Origin of the sequence: Bacillus sp. LNXM65, from assembly GCF_002998575.1 — a bacterium.
GTDB lineage: Bacteria > Bacillota > Bacilli > Bacillales > Bacillaceae > Bacillus.
Window position 1 is genome coordinate 223,635 of record NZ_PVRB01000006.1, and the last position, 24,225, is coordinate 247,859.

General features: G+C 42.0%; 18 protein-coding genes and 2 pseudogenes. 2 read left to right on the forward strand and 18 right to left on the reverse strand.

Annotation, left to right across the window (positions count from 1 at the left end):
* Positions 1-18: 18 nt before the first annotated feature.
* From C6Y03_RS13540 to pcrB, 15 genes and pseudogenes are all read right to left on the reverse strand, one after another.
* Positions 19-1,161 carry an acyl-CoA dehydrogenase family protein gene (locus tag C6Y03_RS13540; RefSeq protein WP_060595704.1) on the reverse strand — a complete coding sequence of 381 codons (1,143 nt, stop codon included), beginning with the start codon at positions 1,159-1,161 and terminating at the stop codon, positions 19-21.
* Positions 1,148-1,417, reverse strand: a complete 270-nt coding sequence (locus C6Y03_RS13545; protein WP_034664694.1) for an acyl carrier protein — start codon at positions 1,415-1,417, stop codon at positions 1,148-1,150. The genes C6Y03_RS13540 and C6Y03_RS13545 overlap by 14 nt, the downstream gene beginning before the upstream one ends.
* 27 nt (positions 1,418-1,444) lie before the next feature.
* Complete coding sequence (locus C6Y03_RS13550; RefSeq protein ID WP_034664698.1) at positions 1,445-2,500, reverse strand: HAD-IIIC family phosphatase; 1,056 nt, start codon at positions 2,498-2,500, stop codon at positions 1,445-1,447.
* Positions 2,501-2,514: 14 nt separating this feature from the next.
* Positions 2,515-3,372, reverse strand: a complete 858-nt coding sequence (locus tag C6Y03_RS13555) for a 3-hydroxyacyl-CoA dehydrogenase family protein (RefSeq protein ID WP_066031209.1) — start codon at positions 3,370-3,372, stop codon at positions 2,515-2,517.
* A complete protein-coding gene (locus C6Y03_RS13560; protein WP_034664703.1) occupies positions 3,369-4,079 on the reverse strand; it encodes a thioesterase II family protein in 711 nt (236 codons plus the stop codon). The genes C6Y03_RS13555 and C6Y03_RS13560 overlap by 4 nt, the downstream gene beginning before the upstream one ends.
* Entirely contained in the window at positions 4,076-5,056 is a 981-nt protein-coding gene (locus C6Y03_RS13565) for a C39 family peptidase (protein WP_066031210.1), read from the reverse strand. Before C6Y03_RS13565 ends, C6Y03_RS13560 begins: the two co-directional genes overlap by 4 nt.
* Complete coding sequence (locus C6Y03_RS13570; RefSeq protein ID WP_223260760.1) at positions 5,019-6,533, reverse strand: serine hydrolase domain-containing protein; 1,515 nt, start codon at positions 6,531-6,533, stop codon at positions 5,019-5,021. The genes C6Y03_RS13565 and C6Y03_RS13570 overlap by 38 nt, the downstream gene beginning before the upstream one ends.
* 23 nt (positions 6,534-6,556) lie before the next feature.
* On the reverse strand, positions 6,557-8,488 hold the full coding sequence (locus C6Y03_RS19635) for a condensation domain-containing protein (RefSeq protein ID WP_411266089.1): 1,932 nt from the start codon (positions 8,486-8,488) through the stop codon (positions 6,557-6,559).
* Positions 8,465-9,742: pseudogene (locus C6Y03_RS19640) on the reverse strand (non-ribosomal peptide synthetase); the annotation flags it as partial. The pseudogene C6Y03_RS19640 and the gene C6Y03_RS19635, both read right to left, overlap by 24 nt.
* Positions 9,737-11,026, reverse strand: a pseudogene (locus C6Y03_RS19645) (condensation domain-containing protein); the annotation flags it as partial. The pseudogenes C6Y03_RS19645 and C6Y03_RS19640, both read right to left, overlap by 6 nt.
* A 91-nt stretch (positions 11,027-11,117) precedes the next feature.
* Entirely contained in the window at positions 11,118-12,317 is a 1,200-nt protein-coding gene (locus C6Y03_RS13580; protein ID WP_061420850.1) for an MFS transporter, read from the reverse strand.
* A gap of 133 nt (positions 12,318-12,450) precedes the next feature.
* Positions 12,451-13,638, reverse strand: a complete 1,188-nt coding sequence (locus C6Y03_RS13585) for a CamS family sex pheromone protein (protein WP_060595700.1) — start codon at positions 13,636-13,638, stop codon at positions 12,451-12,453.
* 15 nt (positions 13,639-13,653) lie between these two features.
* On the reverse strand, positions 13,654-15,660 hold the full coding sequence (ligA, locus tag C6Y03_RS13590) for an NAD-dependent DNA ligase LigA (protein WP_034664717.1): 2,007 nt from the start codon (positions 15,658-15,660) through the stop codon (positions 13,654-13,656).
* 44 nt (positions 15,661-15,704) lie between these two features.
* Positions 15,705-17,927 (reverse strand): DNA helicase PcrA, encoded by a 2,223-nt coding sequence (pcrA, locus tag C6Y03_RS13595; protein WP_060595698.1) that lies wholly within the window; start codon positions 17,925-17,927, stop codon positions 15,705-15,707.
* A 57-nt stretch (positions 17,928-17,984) separates the two neighbouring features.
* A complete protein-coding gene (pcrB, locus tag C6Y03_RS13600; protein WP_060595697.1) occupies positions 17,985-18,677 on the reverse strand; it encodes a heptaprenylglyceryl phosphate synthase in 693 nt (230 codons plus the stop codon).
* Between the two features lie 272 nt (positions 18,678-18,949).
* Between pcrB and C6Y03_RS13605 the strand changes: the two genes are divergently transcribed.
* The gene (locus tag C6Y03_RS13605) at positions 18,950-19,372 is read left to right on the forward strand and encodes a DUF2283 domain-containing protein (RefSeq protein ID WP_223260761.1); all 423 of its coding nucleotides are present in this window, start codon (positions 18,950-18,952) and stop codon (positions 19,370-19,372) included.
* On the opposite strand, the gene C6Y03_RS13610 is transcribed toward C6Y03_RS13605, so the two are convergent.
* Positions 19,353-19,583 carry a hypothetical protein gene (locus C6Y03_RS13610; protein WP_003214314.1) on the reverse strand — a complete coding sequence of 77 codons (231 nt, stop codon included), beginning with the start codon at positions 19,581-19,583 and terminating at the stop codon, positions 19,353-19,355. The genes C6Y03_RS13605 and C6Y03_RS13610 overlap by 20 nt on opposite strands.
* Positions 19,584-19,722: 139 nt before the next feature.
* Between C6Y03_RS13610 and C6Y03_RS13615 the strand changes: the two genes are divergently transcribed.
* Positions 19,723-21,303 (forward strand): FMN-binding glutamate synthase family protein, encoded by a 1,581-nt coding sequence (locus tag C6Y03_RS13615; RefSeq protein ID WP_106039482.1) that lies wholly within the window; start codon positions 19,723-19,725, stop codon positions 21,301-21,303.
* Positions 21,304-21,539: 236 nt separating this feature from the next.
* Here the strand turns inward: C6Y03_RS13615 and C6Y03_RS13620 are convergent, their stop codons facing one another.
* Positions 21,540-21,854 (reverse strand): YerC/YecD family TrpR-related protein, encoded by a 315-nt coding sequence (locus tag C6Y03_RS13620; RefSeq protein WP_003214053.1) that lies wholly within the window; start codon positions 21,852-21,854, stop codon positions 21,540-21,542.
* Between the two features lie 551 nt (positions 21,855-22,405).
* Positions 22,406-24,148: an adenine deaminase C-terminal domain-containing protein gene (locus C6Y03_RS13625; protein WP_066031216.1), complete on the reverse strand. Its 1,743-nt coding sequence runs from the start codon at positions 24,146-24,148 to the stop codon at positions 22,406-22,408.
* Between the last annotated feature and the right edge of the window lie 77 nt (positions 24,149-24,225).

Sequence of the window (24,225 nt, forward strand, 5' to 3'; positions counted from 1 at the left end):
GGATCATCTCCTTTCTCTCTAAGAATGTTTCACGAAATAATGGCGTAAACCATAGTTAGCAATAACCTGCTGCTGAATTTGCGAAGTTCCTTCAATAATTTCAAGCACCTTCGCTTCACGATATAGTCTTGAAGCTGAGTTTTCCCGGCTAAATCCACTTCCGCCATGGATTTGGACATTTGTATTTGTAATGTCAACGGCGATTTTAGAGGTGAAATATTTTGCAATGGATGTTTCTGTGATCGCATCAGGGTGATTCGCTTCTCTCATTTCTCCAGCCTTTAGGCATAAGGCTCTCGCTGCATGGAGCTGGGTAACCGCATCTCCGATCATGCCTTTGATCATTTGATGCTTGTACAATTTTTCATTAAACTGTGTTCTTTTACGTGAATACGTGACAAGAGAATCAACGGCTTCTTGTGCGATGGCAAGCCCTGCCCAAGCGACACTGTATCTTCCATGGTCTAATGCGAGTGACACCACGTGGTTAAATCCACCCCCAACAGGTCCTAAGACACAGTCTTCATGCACCTGGACATGATCTAGAGTGATTTCCGCTAAATATGATGCTCGATTGGCCATCATTCCTGTAATTCTCTCAATCTCTACACCCGGCTGATCTCGATCGACAAGGAATGCCGTGACTTGTTCACCGTCTCTTGCAATCACAATAAAGAAATCTGCAATCGCTCCAAAGGAAATCCACTTTTTCTTCCCATTTAATACATAGGATTGTCCTTCTTTTTGATAGCTTGTTTCAACATGATTGGCATCTGAACCAATATTCGGCTCTGACAAAGCAAAGGCACCGATTTTTTCTCCTTTAGCTAATTCAACAAGCCAGCCTTGTTTTTGGTCTTCTGTTCCATAACGAAGAATGGCTTCTCCTACAAGTGAATTCACTGTCAATAATGTCCGTACATTACAGCAAGCTTTTCCCACTTGTTCCGTGAACTGTCCATATGCTATTGGATCAAGCCCCAGCCCTTGATAGGAAGACGGGATACCTGCTGCCAAGTAGCCTCTTTTCGCCATATCTCGAATGAGCGACTCTGGTAAATGTTCCGTCTCATCGAATTCATTGGCAAACGGACGGATATGTTCATTGCAATACTGTCGTATTTCTTCAATGGCATCGATCGTTTGTTCAGCTGTTTTCATGAAGAGCGGCCCCCTGTTGTTTTCTCTCAATTAAAGCGACAATGCGATTGACCGTACTAAAATGAGCAATGTCGAGGTCTTCGTTATCTAATTGGAAGTGAAAATCATGTTCGATATAGTTCACTAGTTTCATCGCAAATAGAGAATTGACAAAGCCTTGTTCAAAAATATGATCATCATTTCCAAGCTCAATTTCCTCATCAAATACCACTAGGTTTTGCTCGATATAGGCTCTTACTTGTTCGTGTAGGTTCATGATTTAATCTCCTCGCTTTTCGCTTTTTTATTGTTTGGCTGGATCTTTCTGATTTAATTCAATATTGACATCTACGTATTCTGGGAAAGGCTGAATCATGCTTAAATCATTTTCAAACAAGATATAGCCATCCTCCCCCTTCTCGATTTCTTTGAAATTAGCAAACTTGTATGTGATATACATCATGCGGTTTCGGTCGGTTTGTTTAAAGTCAGCCACAAGCCGCTTTCCTCGCTTTTTCGCTTCTTGCAAAATCGTTGTGAGTAAAATGGTCCCGACACCACGAGACATGACGCGGCAAGACATAAGCAGCAGTTTGACATGCCAGGTGTCGCCTGTTTCTTCTATTAATGAGAGTCCAATTTTTCCATAGGAACCGAATTTATCTTCAAGTTCACAGACAAGCAGCAAGTGAGAATCTGATTGACGGAAGAAATCAAGTTCTTCATAATCATAGGTTTTCCCGCTCGCATTTAATTGATTGGTACGGACGGTCAGTTCTTCAGCTCGCTGGAGGTCTTGTTCTCCTGCTTCTGAAATCACGAATTTCATATGTAAAGACGCCAAGAATTTCTCAGGCGGCCCTTCATATTTCTCTTCTTCCTGCTGCCTTTGGTCCGCTTCTAAATACATTCTTCTGCGTCGTCTGGCATCTTCTGTGATAAAGACTGGACGCAGCCGATCATCAGTGAGTAATGACATATAATCCACTGCATCCCAGCACGTAATCTCTGGATGAACAGCCTTCACTTCCTCTCGTTCAAATGGCTGATCATCAATAAAGAGAATGGTATCTTTATGAATATTTAGGCGCTCGCTGATTCTCTCTAAAGAACTAGATTTGGCATTCCAATGAATCTCTGGATAGAGAAAGAAATGCTCGATCCCAAAGGCGGAGAGCTTTTCCCTCACGGCTGCTTCATCATTCCGGCTTGCAATAGAAAGAAGGATACCGCGCTCATCTAATTCTGTTAGCACTTCCTTCATCGAAGGCTTTAACATCACTTCATCTGATTCAAGTAAAATTCCATCCCATAATGTATGATCTAAATCCCAGACAACACACTTGATTTGCTTAGCCATTTGTTTTTCTCCTCTCACATGTCATATTGGAAAAAGCCTTTACCTGATTTTTTGCCGTACTCGCCTGCGTCGACCATTTTGACAAGTAGAGGACATGGACGGAACTTCGGATCTTTGTAGCTCTCGTATAAAACAAGCAATGAATTCAAAATCGTATCAAGTCCAATTAAGTCCCCTGTCGCAAGTGGTCCCATTTTATGGCCGAAACCTCCGCGGAAAATTTTATCGACATCCGCTGGTGTGGCGACTTGATCTTGCACCGCCCAAATCGCTTCGTTGATTGTCAGCATAAGCACACGGTTGGAAACAAATCCCGGAAAATCATGCACCACAACAGGTGTTTTATCAAACGATTTCAAGAAACCTTTTGCGGTTTCAACTGTGTCATCAGAAGTTGCTTTTCCTCTAATCACTTCAACCAACGCTTTAAGAGGAACAGGGTTCATAAAGTGCGCCCCAATGACCTTCTCAGGGTGATGCATAAGGGACCCTACCTTTGTAATCGAAATACAGCTCGTGTTTACAAAATAGATGGTTTCTTTCGCACAAATATCTCGCAGCTCTTCATAAATGGGTTTTTTAATCTCCCAATCTTCCGTCACATTTTCAATGACGATATGCGCGTCATGTAAGCCTTCAAGTGAAGTTGACAGCTGGATTTGAGACAATACATCTTCTAAAGACAATGAGATTTTCTTCTTTCTCACAAATTGAACCAGTTGATAGGTCTTCTTGATTTTTTCCAGCGCTTCATTTAGTTTTTCTTCTGTGACATCAACTAATGTGACTTGATAGCCATTTGCTGAAAGGTCTAATGCCATATCAGCCCCCATCACACCTGCTCCAATCACACCTACGTGCTTCGTGTTCATTTCTCCAACACTCCAATTCGCTTTAAAATGACATTGATTTTTTCTACGACTTCATTTGTTAATGAATGAATAAAAAAGTGATCTCCATCGAATTCAAAAAACGCACAATCTTCGCTTGTATATTGATCCCAATCGTCTAAATCGAACAGCACAGAAGGCAAATCACGTGTACCATAAAAAATAGAAATTGGACAAGCAGCTGGAACGACTTCATCACACAGATAGGTCTCCAAAAGCTGAAAGTCTGCTCTTAAAATCGGCAGAAAGAAATCAAGCACTGCATGGTTATCGGCAAGTTCCTCAGGAACGCCTCCCATCGCAATGATCGCCTCTTTTAGTTTGGAATCTGACAGTTGATGATAGACTTTCTTTTCTGGAATATGTGGTGGAAAGCGCCCAGAATAAAAGACATGGACAGGCTCTTTGTTTAACCTTGTTTTCATTCTTTTTTGTAATTCATACGCAAGGACGGCTCCCATGCTATGACCAAAAATGGCATAGGGCTCTCCTTCTTTTAAAGAGGAGGACGCCTGTACATAAAGATCATCTGCGACCTGCTGTAAATCGGTTAGAACAGGCTCTGTCATTCTTGTCCCGTGCCCAGGGAGTTCAAGGGCATGAATTTCTATCGACTGGTCTATATAAGATTTCCACGTACTGAATACGGTACTTGCCCCACCTGCGTACGGTAAGCAAAATAACTTCACGACACGCCACACTCCCTTTTGCATTTGATTGCCAACGCTTCCAGCCAGTGTTTTTCATCAACGATGATTTGTTCTAAAGAAGCTTTGATATTGGCTTGGTACCTACTAGACATCTCACCTGAAAAAAGGAGTTTTGCTGCCTGATGCCTCGCTTTCTCCCATTCTGATACAATACGTTCCATCCATTCCACCAGCTCAGGTAGATCGCCTTTGATGAGATTCAGCCGATACAGCTCCACTTTCTTCGTATTGATGATCTGATTGAAAGACGCCACGAGCTTCTCGATATCATCCAATTGCGGATACTGCTCATAAAATGTTTCAAGAGCTGTGATTCCTTTTTCGATTACGTCTATCTGACCATGCATATTTCTCAGGAAATAAGTCGTTTTTTGATCAAATAATTCAGTCGAGAGCTTGTCCGGTTCAAAGTAGAAGGACGCATAAGAATGAAATTGATCATTCGGCTGAAAATGATCATGAAAGGTGTCATACCCTTTCTGTACATCTTTAAATGACAGCACTTGATGCTCATAAGACAAATTATCTAAATGCCGATTCTCTAATACTTGAAAGGTTTGCTGATTTTCATCGAAACCCGTAATTAAAATTGAATGACGGCTATGGGTTGTCAAATACTCTTTTCTGCCTCTCTGAACGTAAGGGTCTACCCACACAATGACGGGGCGGTCCCGCATCACATCTTGTTTGACCTTTTCAATGAGATTGACACAATACGTCATTTTTTCAACTTGAATGCCTTGTAAATTCATAATCTTTTCTGGATCGTGTGCCGACATCCAGTCAATCTGCAGGAAGCCGTCCTCTGAAAGCCCATAGGCAAATTGATCATTTAATAAGTATGGAGCGACTTCTTGATCATGCAGCTTCACAATTGGAAAAAAGCAATTGAAGAAACAGCTTCGATAAAACAAATCATTATAAGGATGAATGCCCGAAATCTGTTTGACGGTCATCTTTTTTTCCTCTCTTTCCAGCAGTAGATGTCACCATAAATCCTTTGATGAAACCAATCGTACAAAACCAAATGAAAAACAAATAATAAGAAATCGCTAATTCAATGAGAGAGGAAGGTCCCCATACAAAAGTCATTTTCCAAGGCAGCCCATTAAAGGCTAGTTGCGAAAGAATCATTGGCAGGAGCAATATCCCAATTAGCAGCAGCACCCAGCCGATGCTTTTCAGCCAGACGCCAAGTGACATGTCCCTGCGAACTAAAGCGCCGTTTCTTACACGCTTCCTCCACTTGATAAAACGAACGATAGACACCATTTGCAGCAAAATAAAAAGACATGTCGCTGCTAAACTCAATTGATCAATGAGCTGAAATGGATCTATTGATGACTCTGCTTCTTCATTTGTACCCGCGATCGTATTGGCAATAAGACGTGCCGTTTGCTCGGTGTAGCTGCTATTCATATTTGCTAACACTCCGATAGCAATATCTTCTTTTGGCTGGATCAGAAAAAATGATGAATAGTTTGGGTTAGAGCCTGCATGAAAAAGCGAGTCCACCTGCCCATGCGCCTTTTCTATATACCAGCCGGCATTGTAATAGACATGCTTCCCTTCTTCTGGGACATTCACAGTTAAATGATCAGGATTTTTTACAAAACGAGACCAAGTTGAATCGGTCAATTGATATTGCAGCCAAGTCCCCACATCCTGACTATTCATCACAATATAGCCTGCAGGGGTGTTGCCTCGATATTCTGGTGCTTCATAAGCATGCGGAGCAAGGAATTGCAGTTTAAATCCTTCTGAGACAACACCGGACTTCATGCGTTTTAGCCCAGCCTCCGTTTGGTCAAGATGATGCCTTTTAAACAGTTCTTTCATATAAGCCTCATACGACGTTCCTGTTACATTTTCAATGATGAGACCAAGGACATCATAGTTGATGGTCGCATATTCAAAGGAACTGCCTGGCTTACGATTAAGCTCGATTGATTTCAGCTGATCAACTGTTTTTTTCAATGCATCCTTTGTCGTATCAGGCTGGATAAGCGCAATGGATTGAAAGGGAATGCCGCTTGTGTGATGCATTAATTGCTCCACCGTTAAACGCTGAGGCTTTCCATTGTATGTCGGAAAAAAACCTGGAATATAGCTGCTCACTGGATCTTTTATATGAAGTTTTCCTTGCTTCTCTAACTCCAAAATAGCAAGGGCGGTAAACGCCTTTGATGTAGAACCAATTTCAAAGAAAGTACTGGCTGTCACTTGCTCCTTTTTCTTTCGATCCGCATAACCAAAGCCTTTTTGGTACACCACTTCGTCCTTTTTCACAACCACAACGGACATGCCTGGAATGCGCCCAAGCTTCATCTGTTCCTCTATCACTTGATCAATGGCTTTAGGTGTAATCACTGCTTTTGCATGTGTCCCCCCGGCAAAGCTGCTTATCCATAAGACCGCTAATAAACATGACATGTAGATAACATGCTGATTTTTCCTCATGTAAATAATGAATCCATTTCTTCAAGAGACATATCCACTGTTTCAAAATCAGACGGTGTAAATTCGATTCCTTCTTTCTCTAAGCAATGCTGTACCAAACGCTCAATTTGCCGCTCTACCTCTTGTAATAGCTGCGTCATGTCTGTTTCACACAGCTGTTTTGCGCTAAAAGAAAGATGGAATATCAGCTGACCACCCTTGATGGTAGCGACCATATCGATGACGGTTGTTAACGGATTATCCAATGACGAATCAATCCCCGATGTAAAGTAAGACATCTCATAATCAGATGATTGTTTCAGCACCTGATCAATTTCACCTAGATAGTTAAAGCGTAATTGCGGCGCTGAATGATTAGGAAGCTGCCTATTGATGAGTGAGAGCAGCCCATAGTCTGCACCTTTATTTGGCACTTCACGTATCGTTTCTTTGACAGCCCGTATGTGATCTGAGAGAGATTCAGACACATGAACATTCACAGGGTACATGGTGGTGAACCAGCCGAACGTTCTAGATACATCAATATCTTCCTCCACAGCATCCCTGCCATGACCTTCTAATTCCAAAGAAATCCTCTTTTGATTCGTTTGCTGATAACAGGCTTGCGTTAAGGCTGAAATTAACAGTTCGTGAGGCTGCGTTTGATACGCTTTATTCGCTTGATTGATCAATTGATCCGTGAGCTCCACTGATAATGCCTTGGTTAATTTGACTTCGTCTCTGACATATCCCTCATTTGAAGAAACTGGATACAGAGGCTGAATATCCTGCACCGCTTTTTGCCAATAGCTGAGCGACTCTTTTACCTCCTCTGATACTGCATACTCGTTCACCCGCTCTGTAAATGTTTGATAGGAATGGGTTTTAGGCGGAAGCACTTCAGCTGTGACCTTCTCTGCATGCAATAATTGAATCAAGTCCTCCACAAGAATTTGCCATGACATACCATCAGCTAAAAGATGATGGGCGGCAAAAATGAGATGTGATTGAAAAGCAGTTTGACAAAGCGCTGCCTGAATCAATGGTCCTTGATAAAGATGAGTTCTTTGCTTGACCTGACACCCTACTTCTTGTAGCGCTTCTTCCACATTCTCTTCTGACAATGCCGTAAAATCGTGGATCATCAGCGGAATACCCTGAATGTCTTCATCATAATGAAGCGTGTTTGTTGCCTCATGTACTTTTAACCTTAGTCCGTCGTGATGAATGACGAGCTCTTTGAAAGCATCCTGCACGATTCTTTCATCCATCTTTTTATTTGAATGAACAATGATGGATTGATGCCAAAAATGTTCATCTTTTAACCGCTGGGACCAGAACCATTCGATGATTGGGATCGATTTCACATCGCCCGCAGCCTGCTCTTGTGAAATATGTAAGACTGGTTCCTGCTGAACGACTTGTGCCATTTCTCGAAAAATGGGATACGTAAAAAGATCTTTGGTTTTTAAATAGAGTCCTTTGTCTTTTAACTTCGCAATAAATTGAATCGCCTTAATGGAGTCACCGCCAAGCTGATAAAAATGATCAGCCGGTTCGATCGTTTCATGCCCTAAGATGTCTTTTGCTGTATCTACTATGATCTCTTCAATGTCCGCTGTTTCCTTGGACCATTCAACGGCTGTTTCCACTTGAGACAGCAATGGATCAGGCAGTGCTGTCCGATTGATTTTTCCGTTTTGAGTAAGCGGGAGCTCATCTAGTACAACAAAATAGGCAGGTACCATATAAGCTGGAAGCTGATCTGATAATTTCTTTCTAAGTAAAAAGGACGTCATCTTTTTTTCTTTTAATTCAATATATGCAGCCAGCTGTTTTTCTCCAGATGCATCGGTTAGATCAATGACAGCTGCTTTATCAACTTCTTCAAGTGCCATAAGTGCAAGTTCAATTTCTCCCAGCTCAATCCGGTAGCCTCGCAGCTTGATTTGATGATCAATCCTGCCAATGTAATCAATCTTTCCATCATTTGCTCGTTTGGCTATATCACCTGTTCGATACATGCGGCGATCGTTTACAAATGGATTGGGCAGAAAGCGCGATTCATGCAAATCAGGTCTTTGCCAATATCCTCTTCCAACACCCGCGCCTGAAATATAGATTTCTCCTACTGTCCCTGGCAGCACGGCTTGCTGATTCTCATCTAAAAGGTAAATCTCTGTATTTGGCATTGGCACACCAATTGACACCGATGTCCCCCCATCATCTTGATGGAATTGATGAATCATACAGCCGACGGTTGCTTCAGTTGGTCCATATTCATTAAAGATGGATATCCTTCCATCACTTGCCTCTGTGATTCTTTTGGCCAAAGCGGTCGATAATTGTTCTCCTCCCACAATCATCCGTTTCACAACTGATTGAGACAGTGCAGCATCTGTTAATAGTGCCATATGAGCTGGTGTCAGCTTGATGACCTTTGCTTTTTGATCAAACAAAATATGTTCTAATAAAAAGCCTGGCTGATCCTCTTGACGATAGATCACCACTGTACTGCCAATGACCAATGGCGTATAAATGGATGTCACGGTTAAATCAAACGCAATAGATGAATACAAGGCAAAATGATCATCCGATGAATCAGTATAGTGTGTTTTGGCAGACATGATATAGTTCACTAAGCTTCGGTGCTCAATCATGACTCCCTTTGGCTGGCCTGTAGAGCCAGACGTATAAATCATATATGCGACGTCTTCAGCATCCCCACTGAATGGATGTACCGCATCATACTGATCCAACTGATCCCACACGTTGTAGATATTGTACGTACCGCCATTAAAATGGTATGCAGATGCGTCATCTGTGAAAAACAGCTTTGCCTGGCTGTCATCCAAAATAAACTGAATGCGTTCCTGCGGATACTCAGGATCAATCGGCACATATGCACCTCCAGCCTTTAAAATCCCCAGCAGCAGCACGATAAGTTCTGGTGAATGATTCATACATACTGCAACAAAGTCATGCCTCTGTAAGCCATGTGTTTGTAGGAAATGAGCCATTTGATTGGTTTTTCTCTCAAGTTCACCGTATGTCATGATATGAGATCCGTCCTGAAGCGCGATTCGATCAGGAGAAGACTTTGACATGTCTGTGATCAATTCATGGATTTTTTGTTTCTGTGGAAATAGTACGCCCGTGTCGTTCCATTGATATAGCTCTCGATGTTCCTCGTCTTCTGTCATGAGAAGTACGTCTTTTAACAGCTGCTTTGGCTGAGCGAGTATGGTTTCGACAAAGAGAAGCATTCTTTCGTGTAGAAAGCCGATGTCTTCATTGCTGTAATCTGAGATCTTGTAGTCATATTGAAGTTCGATTTGCCCTTTTTCATCCCATTCTTTCACAGCAACTTGTAAGCCATATGGCTGGAAGCCATTGTAAAGCTCTATGTATTCAACTTTGTATCCTTCCATCTCCTGCACCATATTTGTGCTGTAGGAGTTGATATAGATTTGAAAAAGCTGATCATATCCTGCTTTTGCAAGCTCTAAATCTTTGACAAGTGCATCATAAGGATAACGCTGATGCAGAAAGTAAGCCTTATAGCTTTTTTGAACGTCTGTCAGACTTTCTAACAAAGATAGATGAGGATCGATCTTCATTCGATATGGCATTGTACTGACGGTCATACCGGACGTGGCTTTTTCCTTTTGTCCGGAACGATTGAGAACTGGCGTCCCAATAATAAAATCTTTTTGCTGGTATCTTTTATGCAAGTAAACGAAGAGTCCTAAAGTAAATAAAGAGTTGATTGAACAATGATGGGTATCTATAAATTCATAGATTCGTTCTGAGAGTTGTCGATCAAGGTAATGGCTGTGCCGATGGCCTTTGATTTGGTCAGTTCCCTGTACCAAATAACTATCAGACACATCAGATAATGTTTCTTTCCAAAATTGCTGATCTTTTTTAAATCTTGGGGAGTTCATATATTTTGATTCTTTATCAATAAATACAGAATGATTGTCTGCTTCTTGTTCGATAGAGGAGCTTTGGGTAAGAGCAGTGTAAAGCTGGCTAATTTTATCGATGATTACTTTCATCGACCATCCATCTGCTACTGTATGATGGCATTTGATGAAATAACCGGATTGTTGTTCACCGACTTTTAATACAGCAAATTCGGCGAGAGGGGTTTCTGTTAATTGAAATGGTGTTTTGAAGGCTTTTTCGGCCCATTCTAGCATGTCTTCATGTGTGGAAAACTCATAGGCAGGAATTGGATTATCGGCGTTTGGATCAACGTATTGAAGCGTCTCACCATCTTTCTCTACTAGCTTGAGACGAAGAGATTCTGTCATCATGATACAAGATGCAATGGCCTGCTTCAGTTTATCAAGCTGCAACGGCCCATTGACGAAAATGATACCGCCAATATGATTGATCGGTGTTTCTGGATAAAATGTTTCCATGTTCATCACGCGCCGCTGCGGATGTGTTAATGGCCAATATACTAAACTACTAGTCAATTACGCCACCTCTACTTTTCATATAGTTAACATTTCTACGAACATATTAAATCATATAACGGTATTTTTGTAAATAATTGAGATAAAATGTCTAAATTTGTTCATTTTTTAATCTAGACGCTAGGAAAGCCGACACAGTAAACAGAGCAACGTTTATAAAAAAGACGACTCTTGCCCCAAAGAGATCGGTCATGGTGCTCATAACAAGGATGGACATTCCGTATATAAAAGTTGATAGTGTATGTTGAGCTGACAGTATTTTGGGCAATTCAATTTCACTCAGTGTATCTTGTACATAGGTACGAATAGAAATGCTGCGAAGCTGAAAAGCTGGCCCTAATAAAAAGACAAACAACAAACTCATCCATGCTGAATGATTCAATCCTAAGCAAAGGGTTAGCACAGCTACGATCACCGAACTGTAAAAAATGTGATCAAACAAACGCTGTTCCACATGCTTTGCGAACCGCAGCACGAGCAGGCCGCCTAGAATGGTTCCGCCAAAATAGCTTGCGTTAATAAAGCCCCACCATGTTTCAGGCTGGTGTAAGACTTCTGTGACATACACAAGGATAATGGCTCCAGTCCAGATACTTCTACCGCTCATGGATAGCATTTCTAAAACCGTTAATGTTCGAATAGTTGGCTTTTCATACATGAGCTTCCACCCTGAAAAGACCCTTGTAGCAAATGATTCAGACTGTTGCTCATGTTTAGCTGCAGCCCCAGTATCAATCATAAAGAGCATAGATATGAGCGACAAACTGTATAAAACAAGTGTCGTCAATAGGAGAAACTGCGGTCCAAGAATACCAATAAACAGCCCTCCTAAAAGCCAGCCTAGTAAAAGAACAATTTGATCAGAAGTTAAGATATAACTATTGGCTTTTAGTAAAAAGTTCTTTTCTACTAAACGCGGGATCATCGAATTTCGAACAGGAATGGTTCCTCCATCTATCAAAGACAGGAAAAATACAATGATAAAAAAGAAAGGAATAGTAAAAGTTGATAGTTGTAGAATATAAATGAAAATCAAGCAACCGAAGAAAGCAATTTGACACATTTGCAAATAGATAATGAGTCTTTTCAGCTTAAATTGATACATAAAGAAAGGAATGAGTACCGCTCCAAGGGCTTGTCCAACAAACTGTGAAACAGCCACCATTGAAGCAATCAGTGTAGAATTTGTTAATTGATATGTCAGGATGGTCAGAACGAGGACATATAGCGAATCCCCAAAATTAGCTAGGGATTGTCCCCCTAATAAAAAGTAAAATGATTTGTTTTTCATAGTGATCTCCATTTTCTCTTCATTATCACCCATAATAATACATTATTTTCTACACTTCTACTTTTTATAACAATATTTTCATAACTTGATACATTTTACCTAATTTAAAAAACCGCCAAAAGGCGGTTTTTATTTAGTCATATATATGAACGGTTGGTTCTTTGTCTTCAGCATTTTTCGTGATCAGGGCTTCTTGTTGATCAGAAGATGTGATGTTAATTTCGATATTGGTACTCTTATAGTAATCCATGACTTCACCTGTTAAATATTGCGTGAAGGCTACAACTTCCGTTTTTCCGTAGAACTGCATTGGAATTTCGACTTTCATTTTTTGCAGGTTGCCGTTTTTGTAAAAGCCTTTTCCTACGACACCAGTGTAATTCGGGAAGTAGTCTTCGACTTTTGTTTTGAAGCGGTCAAATCGCTCGGAATCATCTTTGTAGTTGCCTTTCGCATTATCTGAAGGGAAGAAGACATTCTCCTCTTTGATCGTATCCCAATTACCGATATCAGCTGAGCCTGCTTTCACATCCGTTTTGGCGATAAAGTTTCCTGGAACGATAGATGATTTTGGTGCTTGCTTATAAAGTGCAATCATGACAGGCACTTTTTGCAGTCCATCCATTTGACGAATTCGTTTGATCACTTGTTCAGCGATTTTTTCACCTTCTGCCAAAAGTTTCTTTGAACTTTTCGATGAATCGATCGTCACCTCTTGCTGCGGATCACCGATATTTTCACGGTAATAATAAACAGAGTTCAGTGCAAGACCAATGACAACTCCGCCAAGCTGTAAGCTGTTTTTATCTTTTCGAATTAAGTAATTATGTTCTAGCATCGAAGCTAAGTAAATTGGACTATTTTCATTTTTAGACTTTGTTGAACCTGAGTTTGGAAGAGCTGGGTTTAAGCCGAGATTCTTAAAGTCTTTATCTTCTTTTTCTGCCTTTTTCAGATCACTGCCTGTTTTTTTGCGCGACAGCCAGCTGAGAACGGTGTCCTCATCTAAATGCTGTCCTTCTTGGAAAAGATAGTCGTTTGTATTAAATGACTCTGTTGCAAGGCGCATAAGTCCTGTTTCAAATTCATCGATGTCCAGGCGTGTGTTGAGACGCTCTGCTGTTAATCCTCGCGCAGCCCCTTGTTTAAACGGCAGCACCATTTTGTAATAGGAGTCAGAGATATTGTACATCGGGATGATGGCTGTTTCCTTCGTTTCATCCGTTTTTTGTGTGACCTCTTCTTCTTCCTTTCCCCCAAAAGGTGCACACGCTGACAATACCAGTGTGAGCATTGTCAGCAGCAATAACAACTTTTTCAATAGAAAACACTCCTCTTATTTCTTTAGCTCCTCGAGCATTTTAGCTTCGTCCCAAATTTCAATATTGAGTTCTTCTGCCTTTGTCAGCTTACTTCCCGCTGCTTCTCCGGCAATGACTAAATCTGTTTTTTTACTCACACTACCTGCCAGTTTGCCGCCTAATGCTTCGATCGCTGCTTTTGCATCGTTTCGGGCCATTTCTTCTAATTTCCCTGTCAGCACAATGGTTTTGCCTGCAAAATAGGAATCACTTTCTTCTGCCTTCACCGGCTTTGGCCCTGTGTAGGTCATATTGACCCCAAGCTCTTTTAGTTCATTTAGCAGGTTGAGAATTTCTTCTTTCTCAAAGTACGTGACGACGGCATCAGCCATTTTTTCACCGATTTCGTCGACTTCGAGTAATTGTTCTTTCGTCGCTTGCTTTAATTGATCGATGTCGCCGAAATGCATCGCCAAGGTCTTTGCCGCTTTAGAGCCAATAAATCGAATACCGAGTCCAAATAGTAAACGCTCTAGAGAGTTTTCTTTCGATTGCTCAATCGAACGCAGTAAATTGTCGACAGATTTTTCGCCCATTCGCTCAAGCTGAATGAGCTCTTCTTTCGTTAATCGGTAGAGATCGGACACACGAGAGACAAGCTGTTCTTGGAAAAGCTGTGTAATGACCCGCTCGCCAAGCCCATCAATGTTCATTGCATTACGGGAAACAAAGTGAATGAGTCCCTCACGTATTTGAGCAGGGCATTCTGGATTGATGCAACGCAAAGCCACTTCGCCTTCAATTCTCACCAGCTCACTATGACACTCTGGGCATTCAGTCGGCATGTGAAACGGCTTTTCTTCTCCTGTACGCTGATCGATCAGTACGCCTGCGACTTCCGGAATAATATCGCCCGCTTTTTTCACAATCACTTGATCAAAAAGGCGAATATCCTTTTCTTTGATCAAATCTTCATTATGAAGAGAAGCACGCTGCACTGTCGTCCCTGCTACTTTGACAGGTTCAAGAATCGCCGTTGGTGTGATGACGCCTGTACGTCCTACACTTAGTTCAATATCAAGCAGCTTTGTCACGACCTCTTCAGCCGGAAACTTGTACGCAACAGCCCAGCGGGGACTTTTTGCTGTAAAGCCGAGCTCTTCCTGCTGAGCTAACGAATCGACTTTGATCACAATTCCATCGATTTCATATGAAAAATCGGCACGCTTCGTTTTCAATGTTTCAATGAGGTCGATCACTTCTTCAATCGTGTGGCACATCCGTCTTTCTTTGTTCGTTTTAAAGCCAAGTTCGTCGAGAAGATCAAGTCCCTCGCTTTGCGATTCAACACCGATTTCATCAAGCTCCGCTATACTGTAGACGAAGATATCAAGGTTTCGTTTCGCCGCAATTTTCGTATCAAGCTGACGAAGCGAGCCTGCAGCCGCATTACGCGGGTTCGCAAACGGCTCTTCTTCGTTTTGTAATCTTTTTTCATTTAATGCTTCAAAAGAAGGTTTTGGCATAAATGCCTCGCCTCTCACTTCAATCGACAGAGGACGTTTGATTTTGAGCGGGATGGAACGAATGGTTTTGAGGTTTTCAGTAATATCCTCACCCGTTGTCCCATCTCCACGCGTGGCACCTCGGACAAACACACCGTTTTCATAACGGAGAGAAACAGCGAGTCCGTCAATTTTCAGCTCGACATTGTATGCGACATCGTCACCAACTGCTTGACGAACCCGTCGGTCAAAATCAAGAAGGTCCTGTTCATTAAACGCATTCCCGAGGCTGAGCATCGGTGTGCCGTGACGCACTTTTTGGAAGGCGTCTAACACAGCGCCTCCTACTCTTTGTGAAGGGGAGTCCGCTGCTTTTAAATCAGGGTGCTCTTCCTCTAAAGAGATCAGCTCACGCATCCGCGCATCATATTCAGCGTCAGGAACACTTGGACGATCAAGTGTATGATATTCGTAGTTGTATTGGTTCAAAATCTGGTGCAGTTCCTCGATCCGGCGTTTCGCTGCTTCTTTATCCATCTGCTTCTTCCTTTCAATTCATCCGTTTTATAAGTGCTATCGGTTTATTGCTTCTCAATTGGCGCAAATGCTGCGAGAAGACGCTTAATGCCTGTAGGGCTTGGGAAGGCAATATCAAGCTCTGTGCTGTCTCCACTGCCTTTTACACTCACAACCGTTCCAACGCCCCATTTTTTATGAGCCGCTTTATCACCCACAGCCCAGCCAATACTTCCGCCGCCTGTGTTTTGAATGGTTTGAGTTTGCGGACGTGAGACAGGTCCCCGTCTTTGCGGTCTTTCTCTTGTTTGGCCAAACGGTGTTTTCGTTTCTTTCTTCTCATTTAGGTTGTCCAATAAATCAGCTGGTATTTCTCGAATGAATCTTGATTCAAGGTTCATGTTTGTCCGGCCGAAGAGTGTTCTCATCTTGGCACTTGATAAATAGAGCTCTTCTTCCGCCCGTGTGATGCCTACATAGGCAAGGCGGCGCTCTTCTTCCATCTCTGCATCTTCCATTAATGAACGGCTGTGCGGGAAAACACCTTCCTCCATGCCCATTAAGAAAACAACAGGGAATTCTAGACCTTTTGCAGCATGAAGAGTCATTAAGATGACGGCATCCTGATCTTCTTCCTCATTCTCATCCAGCTTATCAATGTCTGCGACGAGGGCGAGATCTGTCAGGAAAGTCACGAGAGACTTGTCTTCATTTTGTTCTTCAAAGTTCTTAGTCACGGAGAGAAACTCGTCAATATTTTCTAGACGGCTTTGTGCTTCAATCGTTTTTTCAACCTTCAGTGCTTCACGATAGCCTGTTTTCTCTAGGATTTCTTCTGTTAATTCTGTGACAGATAAATAATCCTGCATGTTCGTCATTTGATCAATGAGCTGTTTGAACTCATCAAGCGCATTGGCTGCCCTTGCACTGAGTCCAATGAAATCTACCTGACCAAGCGCTTCAAACATAGACAGGTCATTCATCTCCGCATATGCTGCGATTTTATCAACAGATGTCGCACCGATTCCACGCTTTGGTACGTTGACAATACGTGCAAAGCTAATGTCGTCATCTGGGTTAGCTACTAGGCGTAAGTAAGCCAAAATGTCCTTGATCTCTTTCCTGTCATAGAACTTCGTGCCGCCGACAATGTTGTATTGAATGTTTGACTTCAATAATGTTTCCTCTATGACACGAGACTGGGCATTGGTTCGATAAAGAATCGCAAAATCGGATAATTTACGCTTACCGCTCTGATGAAGCTGATGAATCTTTCCAGCAACAAATTGACCTTCACCGAATTCATTATCTGCACGGTAATAGGCAATCTTCGCTCCTTCATCATTTTCTGTCCAAAGATTTTTCGGCTTACGGTTTGAATTGTTTTGGATCACCGTGTTTGCGGCATTTAGAATACGTTTAGTCGATCTGTAATTTTGCTCAAGCAGAATCACTTCACTGGACGGATAATCTTTTTCAAAGGAGAGAATGTTTGTAATATCCGCTCCGCGCCAGCGGTAAATGGACTGATCCGAGTCACCGACAACACATATATTTTGAAAACGCTGAGCGAGCAGTTTCACAAGCATGTACTGCGCTCTGTTCGTATCCTGATACTCATCGACATGAATGTATTGGAATTTCCGCTGATAGTGTTCTAATACTTCAGGGATGCGCTCAAACAGACGAATCGTCATCATAATTAAATCATCAAAATCGAGTGATTGGTTTTTGAGTAACCGTTTTTGATAATCTGTATAGACGTCGCTGACCACTTGATCATAGAAATCACCAGCTGTTTTGGCGTATTCCTCTGCGTCTATGAGTTCGTTTTTTGCACTGCTGATTGAACCTAAAATGCTGCGTGGATCAAACTTTTTAGGATCGATATTTCGTTCTTTCAGAATATTTTTTATGACTGAAAGCTGATCAGATGTGTCTAATATAGAGAAGTTGCGATTTACACCAATACGGTCAATATCGCGTCGTAAAATGCGCACACACATGCTGTGGAACGTAGAGATCCAAATGTCATCGGCACCAGGCCCTAAAATGGCTTGTACACGCTCACGCATTTCACGTGCTGCTTTATTTGTAAACGTAATCGCTAAAATGTTCCACGGAGCCACATGCTTTTCGGCCATTAAGTAGGCAATTCGATGTGTGAGCACCCGTGTCTTCCCGCTTCCTGCTCCTGCCATCAAGAGGAGGGGACCGTCTGTTGCTTTGACCGCTTCTTTCTGCGCGTCATTCAGCCCTTCTAATAGATGATTCGATATTTCATTCATTCCATTCACCGCCAATTCGAACTTATGTTCTATTTTAACCCGTTTCGTCTTGTTTGACTATGATGACTTTTTGACTGCGCCCACTGTCTTTAATGCTTCTTTGAAATTGTCATAAATGACGTTTCCTACAACAACCACGTCTGCATGCTGTGCAAAGTCTGTTGCCTGCTTCGCGTTTTCAATGCCCCCGCCATAAAAAAGGACCGTTTCATGAAGCACTGCTTTTGTTTCTTTCACAAGCTCTATATCTCCAAGCGTTCCGCTGTATTCTAGATAAAAAATGGGCAGCTTCATCAAATGCTCTGCCACTCTTGCATATGCCCTTACGTCATCGATGTCCAGCGCTGTATTTGCCTCTGTGAGCTTGGCCGCTTTACACTCTTCATTTAAAATAACATAGCCTTCAGGCACAATCTCTTCCATTGACATCAAATCACCGAATTCCTTCATCGCGTCCTTATGAAGCCCAACAATCCAATCAGGATGAGAGCTGTTTAAGACGGTCGGGATGAAATACAGATCGAAGCCCGGCACAATCATCTCATGTGTTGAGATTTCGAGCACACATGGCACAAGAAATCGGCGGACCTTTGACATCAATTGGAGCACATTGTCCTCTGTCACATTGTCACTGCCGCCAATCAATATGGCATCCGTACCAGATTCACAAATCGCCTCCAGCTGTTCATCGGATATTTCTTTATTTGGATCGAGTTTAAAGACATGCTTCCACTCGGTAACATCATACATGAAAAACGTTCCTCCATTCGTTTCATTCCATTTAAATATTATAACAAAATCAGTGACCGCAAAAAATGGGTAACCTCCTTCAGCTAAAAGTTTCATTCTTTTGAAAATGGACGATTTTAACTCTAAATGAGGCTAATGGAGACTATGTGAAAAGATCCACTTCAAGAGGACTAAGGGAGATAAATATATTAATACTGAACTGAAATGCGAGCTGCTTCGTCTCATCACATGATATTATACAATAAAGGAACATTTTACTATCTAATAAGCAGGTGAATGATTTGAAAAGAACCATCACATATGATCAAACGATCGACATCGGATACATTGATCTCATCCCGCCTAGAATCGGAACAATCAAAGAAACCATTGAATTTGACGTAAATGAATGTGTGAATGCAGATATTGATAAAGAGGGCCGAGTGGCTGGTCTGGAGTTATTTGCAGAAGAAGCAGAGGTTCTGAAGCATGCACCCGTTTATGAGGACGTGCTTTCGTTACGTTTTACGGATCAGGAAGTTCTCTCAACCTATCATTTATCGGGCATTGAATTTCAATTCTCGACGCCTGATCACAAAGGGCTGATCGGTTTTACGATTGTCGATCCTCTTCGATATAACGTCAAAAGAAAGACAAGAAAAAACCGTTTTGAATGGTCAAAACGGTTTTTTCAAACTATTGTCTCACTTCATTGAAATAATGGACGGATGTCATGGCCCCTTCATCGACCATCTTGTTGTCTTGAATATCTAATGGATCAGGGTGTCCGGCTTTTTCAGGAATCTTTTCATCTGAGCGGAACATGCTTGCCCATTTTTTGAGATGCTGTTTATTTTTTACCGCTAATAACACAGCACCACCAACCCCTAATCCTGCAAGTACATACGCATTTGGACGCTTATTCATGTATGTTCCCTCCCCTTATGATCTTATTTGTAAGTTACCCCGCCTTTTTATTTCTAAACGTCACAATCTGTTGAAGTGGTTTCTCTTTCAATGAAAAGTGGAATAACAACAGCAATGATAGAGAAAAGAGGGGATCTTCGTGACAACAACTTTCATTGTCATTGGCGCACTATTAGTGATTTGTTTCATCTTACCAATCATTTTATTCATCTGGATTTGGATGCGAGATGAAAAACAGGAAGAGCATTCTGTCCTGCGAAATTATCCGGTCATTGGAAAGCTGCGGTTTATTTTTGAAAAAATAGGACCTGAGCTTCGTCAATATCTTTTTCTGAATGATCGGGAGGAGCTTCCTTTCTCAAGAAGAGAATATGAGCAAGCTGTCATGTCTGGGAAGTACAAAAGCCGGACGATGGGCTTTGGATCAAAACGTGATTTTGACAAGCCTGGTTACTACATTCGCAACGTCCTATTTCCAAAGCAGCGAGATGAATTACGCATCGATCAATCTGAAAAAATCCATACAAAAGTGTATCAGATTGATCAAGACAATTTACTGCGAAGAAGTGAACATACCAAAGAGGTCGAAGCAAAACCTTACTATCTCCATCAAGACGATGTACAAGTGATTGGCGAACACACATGTCAAAAGCCTTTCCGTGTAAAAGGCCTGATTGGTCAGTCTGCCATGAGCTACGGCTCTTTAGGCGACAGGGCCATTACAGCACTATCCTCTGGATTAAAAATGGCCGGCGGTACGTGGATGAACACAGGTGAAGGCGGGCTTTCTCCATATCACCTCAAAGGCGGAGCCGATATCATTTGCCAGATTGGGCCCGGTCTATTTGGCGTGAGAACAGAGGATGGTGCTTTCTCCTTTGAAGAATTTAAGAAAAAAAGCGAGCACGAGGAAGTCAAAGCCTTTGAGCTGAAGCTGGCACAAGGAGCAAAAACACGCGGCGGCCATATTGACGGGAAAAAGGTCACCGAAGAAATTGCGAATATCCGTAAATTGCCGCCCCATCAATCCATTGACAGCCCAAACCGATTTGAGATGTTCCACTCCATTCCTGATATGTTTGATTTCATTGAACAGCTGCGAAGTATAGGCGGAAAGCCTGTTGGCATCAAGCTTGTTGTCGGACATAAAGAAAACATTGAAGAGCTTGCAGCGTATATGAAAAAAAGCGGAAAGCATCCTGATTTCATTACAGTGGATGGCGGAGAAGGCGGCACTGGCGCATCCTTTCATGAATTGGCAGATTCCGCAGGGCTGCCCATTTTCACGGCGCTCCCAATGGTTCATCAAATATTGAAAGAATACGGTGTCAGAGATCAGGTAAAACTCTTTGCTTCCGGCAAACTTCTCTCACCTGATAAAATTGCGATTGCCCTTTCCATGGGTGCTGACTTTGTAAATATCGCACGGGGACTCATGTTTTCAGTCGGATGCATTCGCGCACAAGTGTGCCACACGAATAAATGCCCAGTCGGGGTCGCCACAACGGATCCAAAGCTGCAAAAGGGTTTATCAATTGAAGAAAAGAAATACCGAGTCTGCAATTATATCCTTTCTCTAAGAGAAGGTTTGTTTAACTTATCCGCAGCCGCTGGAATTGAATCTCCCATTCATTTTAATGAAAAACATATTATCTACAGACAAGAAAATGGCCAGACAAGTGAAGTGCCGATGTTTTCAGGGACACAGCCATCTGTCTAGTTTGAGAAAAGGTGCGTTTTCGCACCTTTTTTTCGTTGACATTTTGGCTCAATCGCGTATAAAGAACTTAGACAAATGATAGGAGATGGAGGATGCGTGAGGTTATAGGCGAGCTAAAATAAAAAACAGGACCGCTTGATTCAGCCAGTCCTTGCTTGTCTTTTCAGCGCTCTCCATAAAAAAACTGTAAACAACTCCATTCTTGTTGAAAAGGATTGTTTACAGTGAAGGCTGTTTTATTTTGTTTCGTCATTTGCCTGCTGTTCTGCTACGCGGTCAAGTGCCATCGTATAGGCATCATTTCCGTAGTTCAAGCAGCGTTTGACACGTGAGATGGTTGCAGTGCTCGCACCTGTTTCCGTCTCAATTTTATGATACGTGTTCCCCTCGCGAAGCATACGCGCTACTTCAAGACGCTGTGATAAAGATTGGATTTCATTGATGGTACACAAATCATCAAAGAATCGATAGCATTCTTCCAGGTCTTTAAGGGATAAGATGGAGTTGAATAACTGATCTAAGCTTTTGCCCCTTAATTTATCAATTTGCATCTTTATACATCTTCTCCTTTACTATTGGCACACCGCTTCGCACGACATTCTATGAAGAAAAGCGGTATCTTTCCTGACTAATTTTTTTCAACCTCAGCAATGAGCTTTGAACGAATCATGACAGGTTTGGTTCTACGCTGGAAATGCCGTCAGTTCTTTCGTAAGCCGAAGCTTCTTTATCGTATACAAATTCGACAAGTTCTGTCATTTTCCTTGTACGACAATCTGACAAACTTGTTTGATTCCGATATCAAGATCACTTCTGCTTGATTAGGTATGCCCTAAAATACAGGTTGTGCGGAAAGCTCGGCGAGACCACAAACATGCGCCCCGCCTCGCTCAATTATTCAAAATATGTTGGTCGGCCAGCGTAACCGACAGATTCATTTTTCAATTAGGGCATTTCACTCGTCATGTCAAAGCCCTCTGCTTCAACAACTCCACATAAGCATATTCACTTACATGGCAGAGAAGAGATCCATTGCTCACTTCTGCCCTATAACAGCTGTCAGAAATGTGGCAAAGATGATACAGCTCCACTCTGTTATATTTTAACGCATTATAGACGGAAAGAGTACAGTTTTTTTCATGACATCAAATATTCCTCTTGGTGTCACTCGAATATACGGCAAATGTGTACTTTGGAAAAAGACAAGTGTATCAATTGGGCAATCAAATGGATAGCCTCGCTCAATGAGCAGCTCGCGTAATGTTTGTATCTGCTGAAGAACAGTCTCAAACGGTTCAGCCGATGCACAGCCTGATAATTGCAGCGGGATTTCGTGCAAAATTTTCCCGTTCTCTGTGAGGACGATCCCCCCGCCGATTTCTTTCATTCTCTTATGTGCCAGCATCATGTCCTCTTTATTTTTCCCAATCACTAAAATGTCACCCGTGAGCGAAAATGAGCTGACAAAGCCTTGCACTTTGTTTGCGAAACCTTTGAGCATCGTATTCACACGCCACTCGCCTTTTCGGTCAATCAAGCTAAAGAAACTTTGATCATGGTCACAGGACAGCTGGTTCACCGAGTTATCAATCTCCACTGTATAAGGCTCCATGATGACAGCATTTCTCATTTTGACACCTAGCGGCATGGAAAATTGCAAATCACTCATCGTCAGATCATAGCATAAATCTAATGGAACAAGCCCGCCATTTTTCCATTTAGTTTCTTGAAATTGATGCTGGTTCTCGCCATCCAATTTGAGAATAACCCCTTTAGATATCACCGTTTCAGGATTTGGGTTCATCGGATCATCTAAAATATTCAAAGAAGCCAGCCGGCCGGGACCGACAACACCTAATAGGTCATCAATTTGATAGTATTTTGCAATGTTAAATGTCGCCATATTATACGCATCAATGATAGGCACGCCTTCTTCAAGGGCAATTGAAATCAAACGATTAATCATACCTTCCTCATAAAAATGAGGCGCAGCTCCGTCTGTTGTATAGAAAAAGTGATCATAGTGTCTAAAATCACGCTCGTGCAGTTCTCTTAAAATGTTCACTAAATCTGGGCGGATGGAAGAATGACGAAGTGAGACATGGTAGCCAAGGGACAAGCGTTTTAGCACATCGTCCGCATTCATCGCTTCATGATCGCTGTCCGCGCCAAACAGCTTCATTTTTGTTAGCGTTTTCTCGGAAGCTCCGGGGAAATGCCCTTCAATTCGTTTTCTCTGCTTCTTCGTTTCTTGCATGCAATATAAAATGAGATCATCACCGTCCATCAATCTTGGCCAGCTTGTTAATTCGCCGCCTTGAAGGACATCAGGATGATCAATCCATTCCTTGCGATAGTTGATAGGAAGCATCTCATCTTCATATCTGACTTCAGTCTGAAGATCGTATCTAGACCACCAGAAATACTGAAATGGCTGCTGTTTTAATTCACACAGAGTGGAAAGCGCTTTCTTTTCATTGCTCTGCAAAAGAAGAAATAAGTTATCGCTGACCATCGTTGTTGTGCCAAATTGAGACACATATTCTGCAAGTGATTGGGGATTATAAATATGGAACGGATGTGCGTGAGGCTCTATATACCCAGGCACAATGTATTTCCCTTCACAATCAATCACACGTTTAGCTGATTTATTTTGAGGAAGCTCTGCTCCGACATAAACAATTCGATCATCATGTATCCAAATATTTGCCTTCACCCATTGTTTCAAAAATGGGTTTAGCACGAGTCCATTCATTAAAAGGAGTGTTGGAACTATTTTTGAGTCGACTACATCGATTTGTGTGCGGATGTCATTGTTTCTCCAATTAAAAGTACGTTCGGACATTCACATACTCTCCTTCATTTGTATTAGCACTATCGTAACATAACGAACCACGTTACGCATTAATGAAACGTTACAAT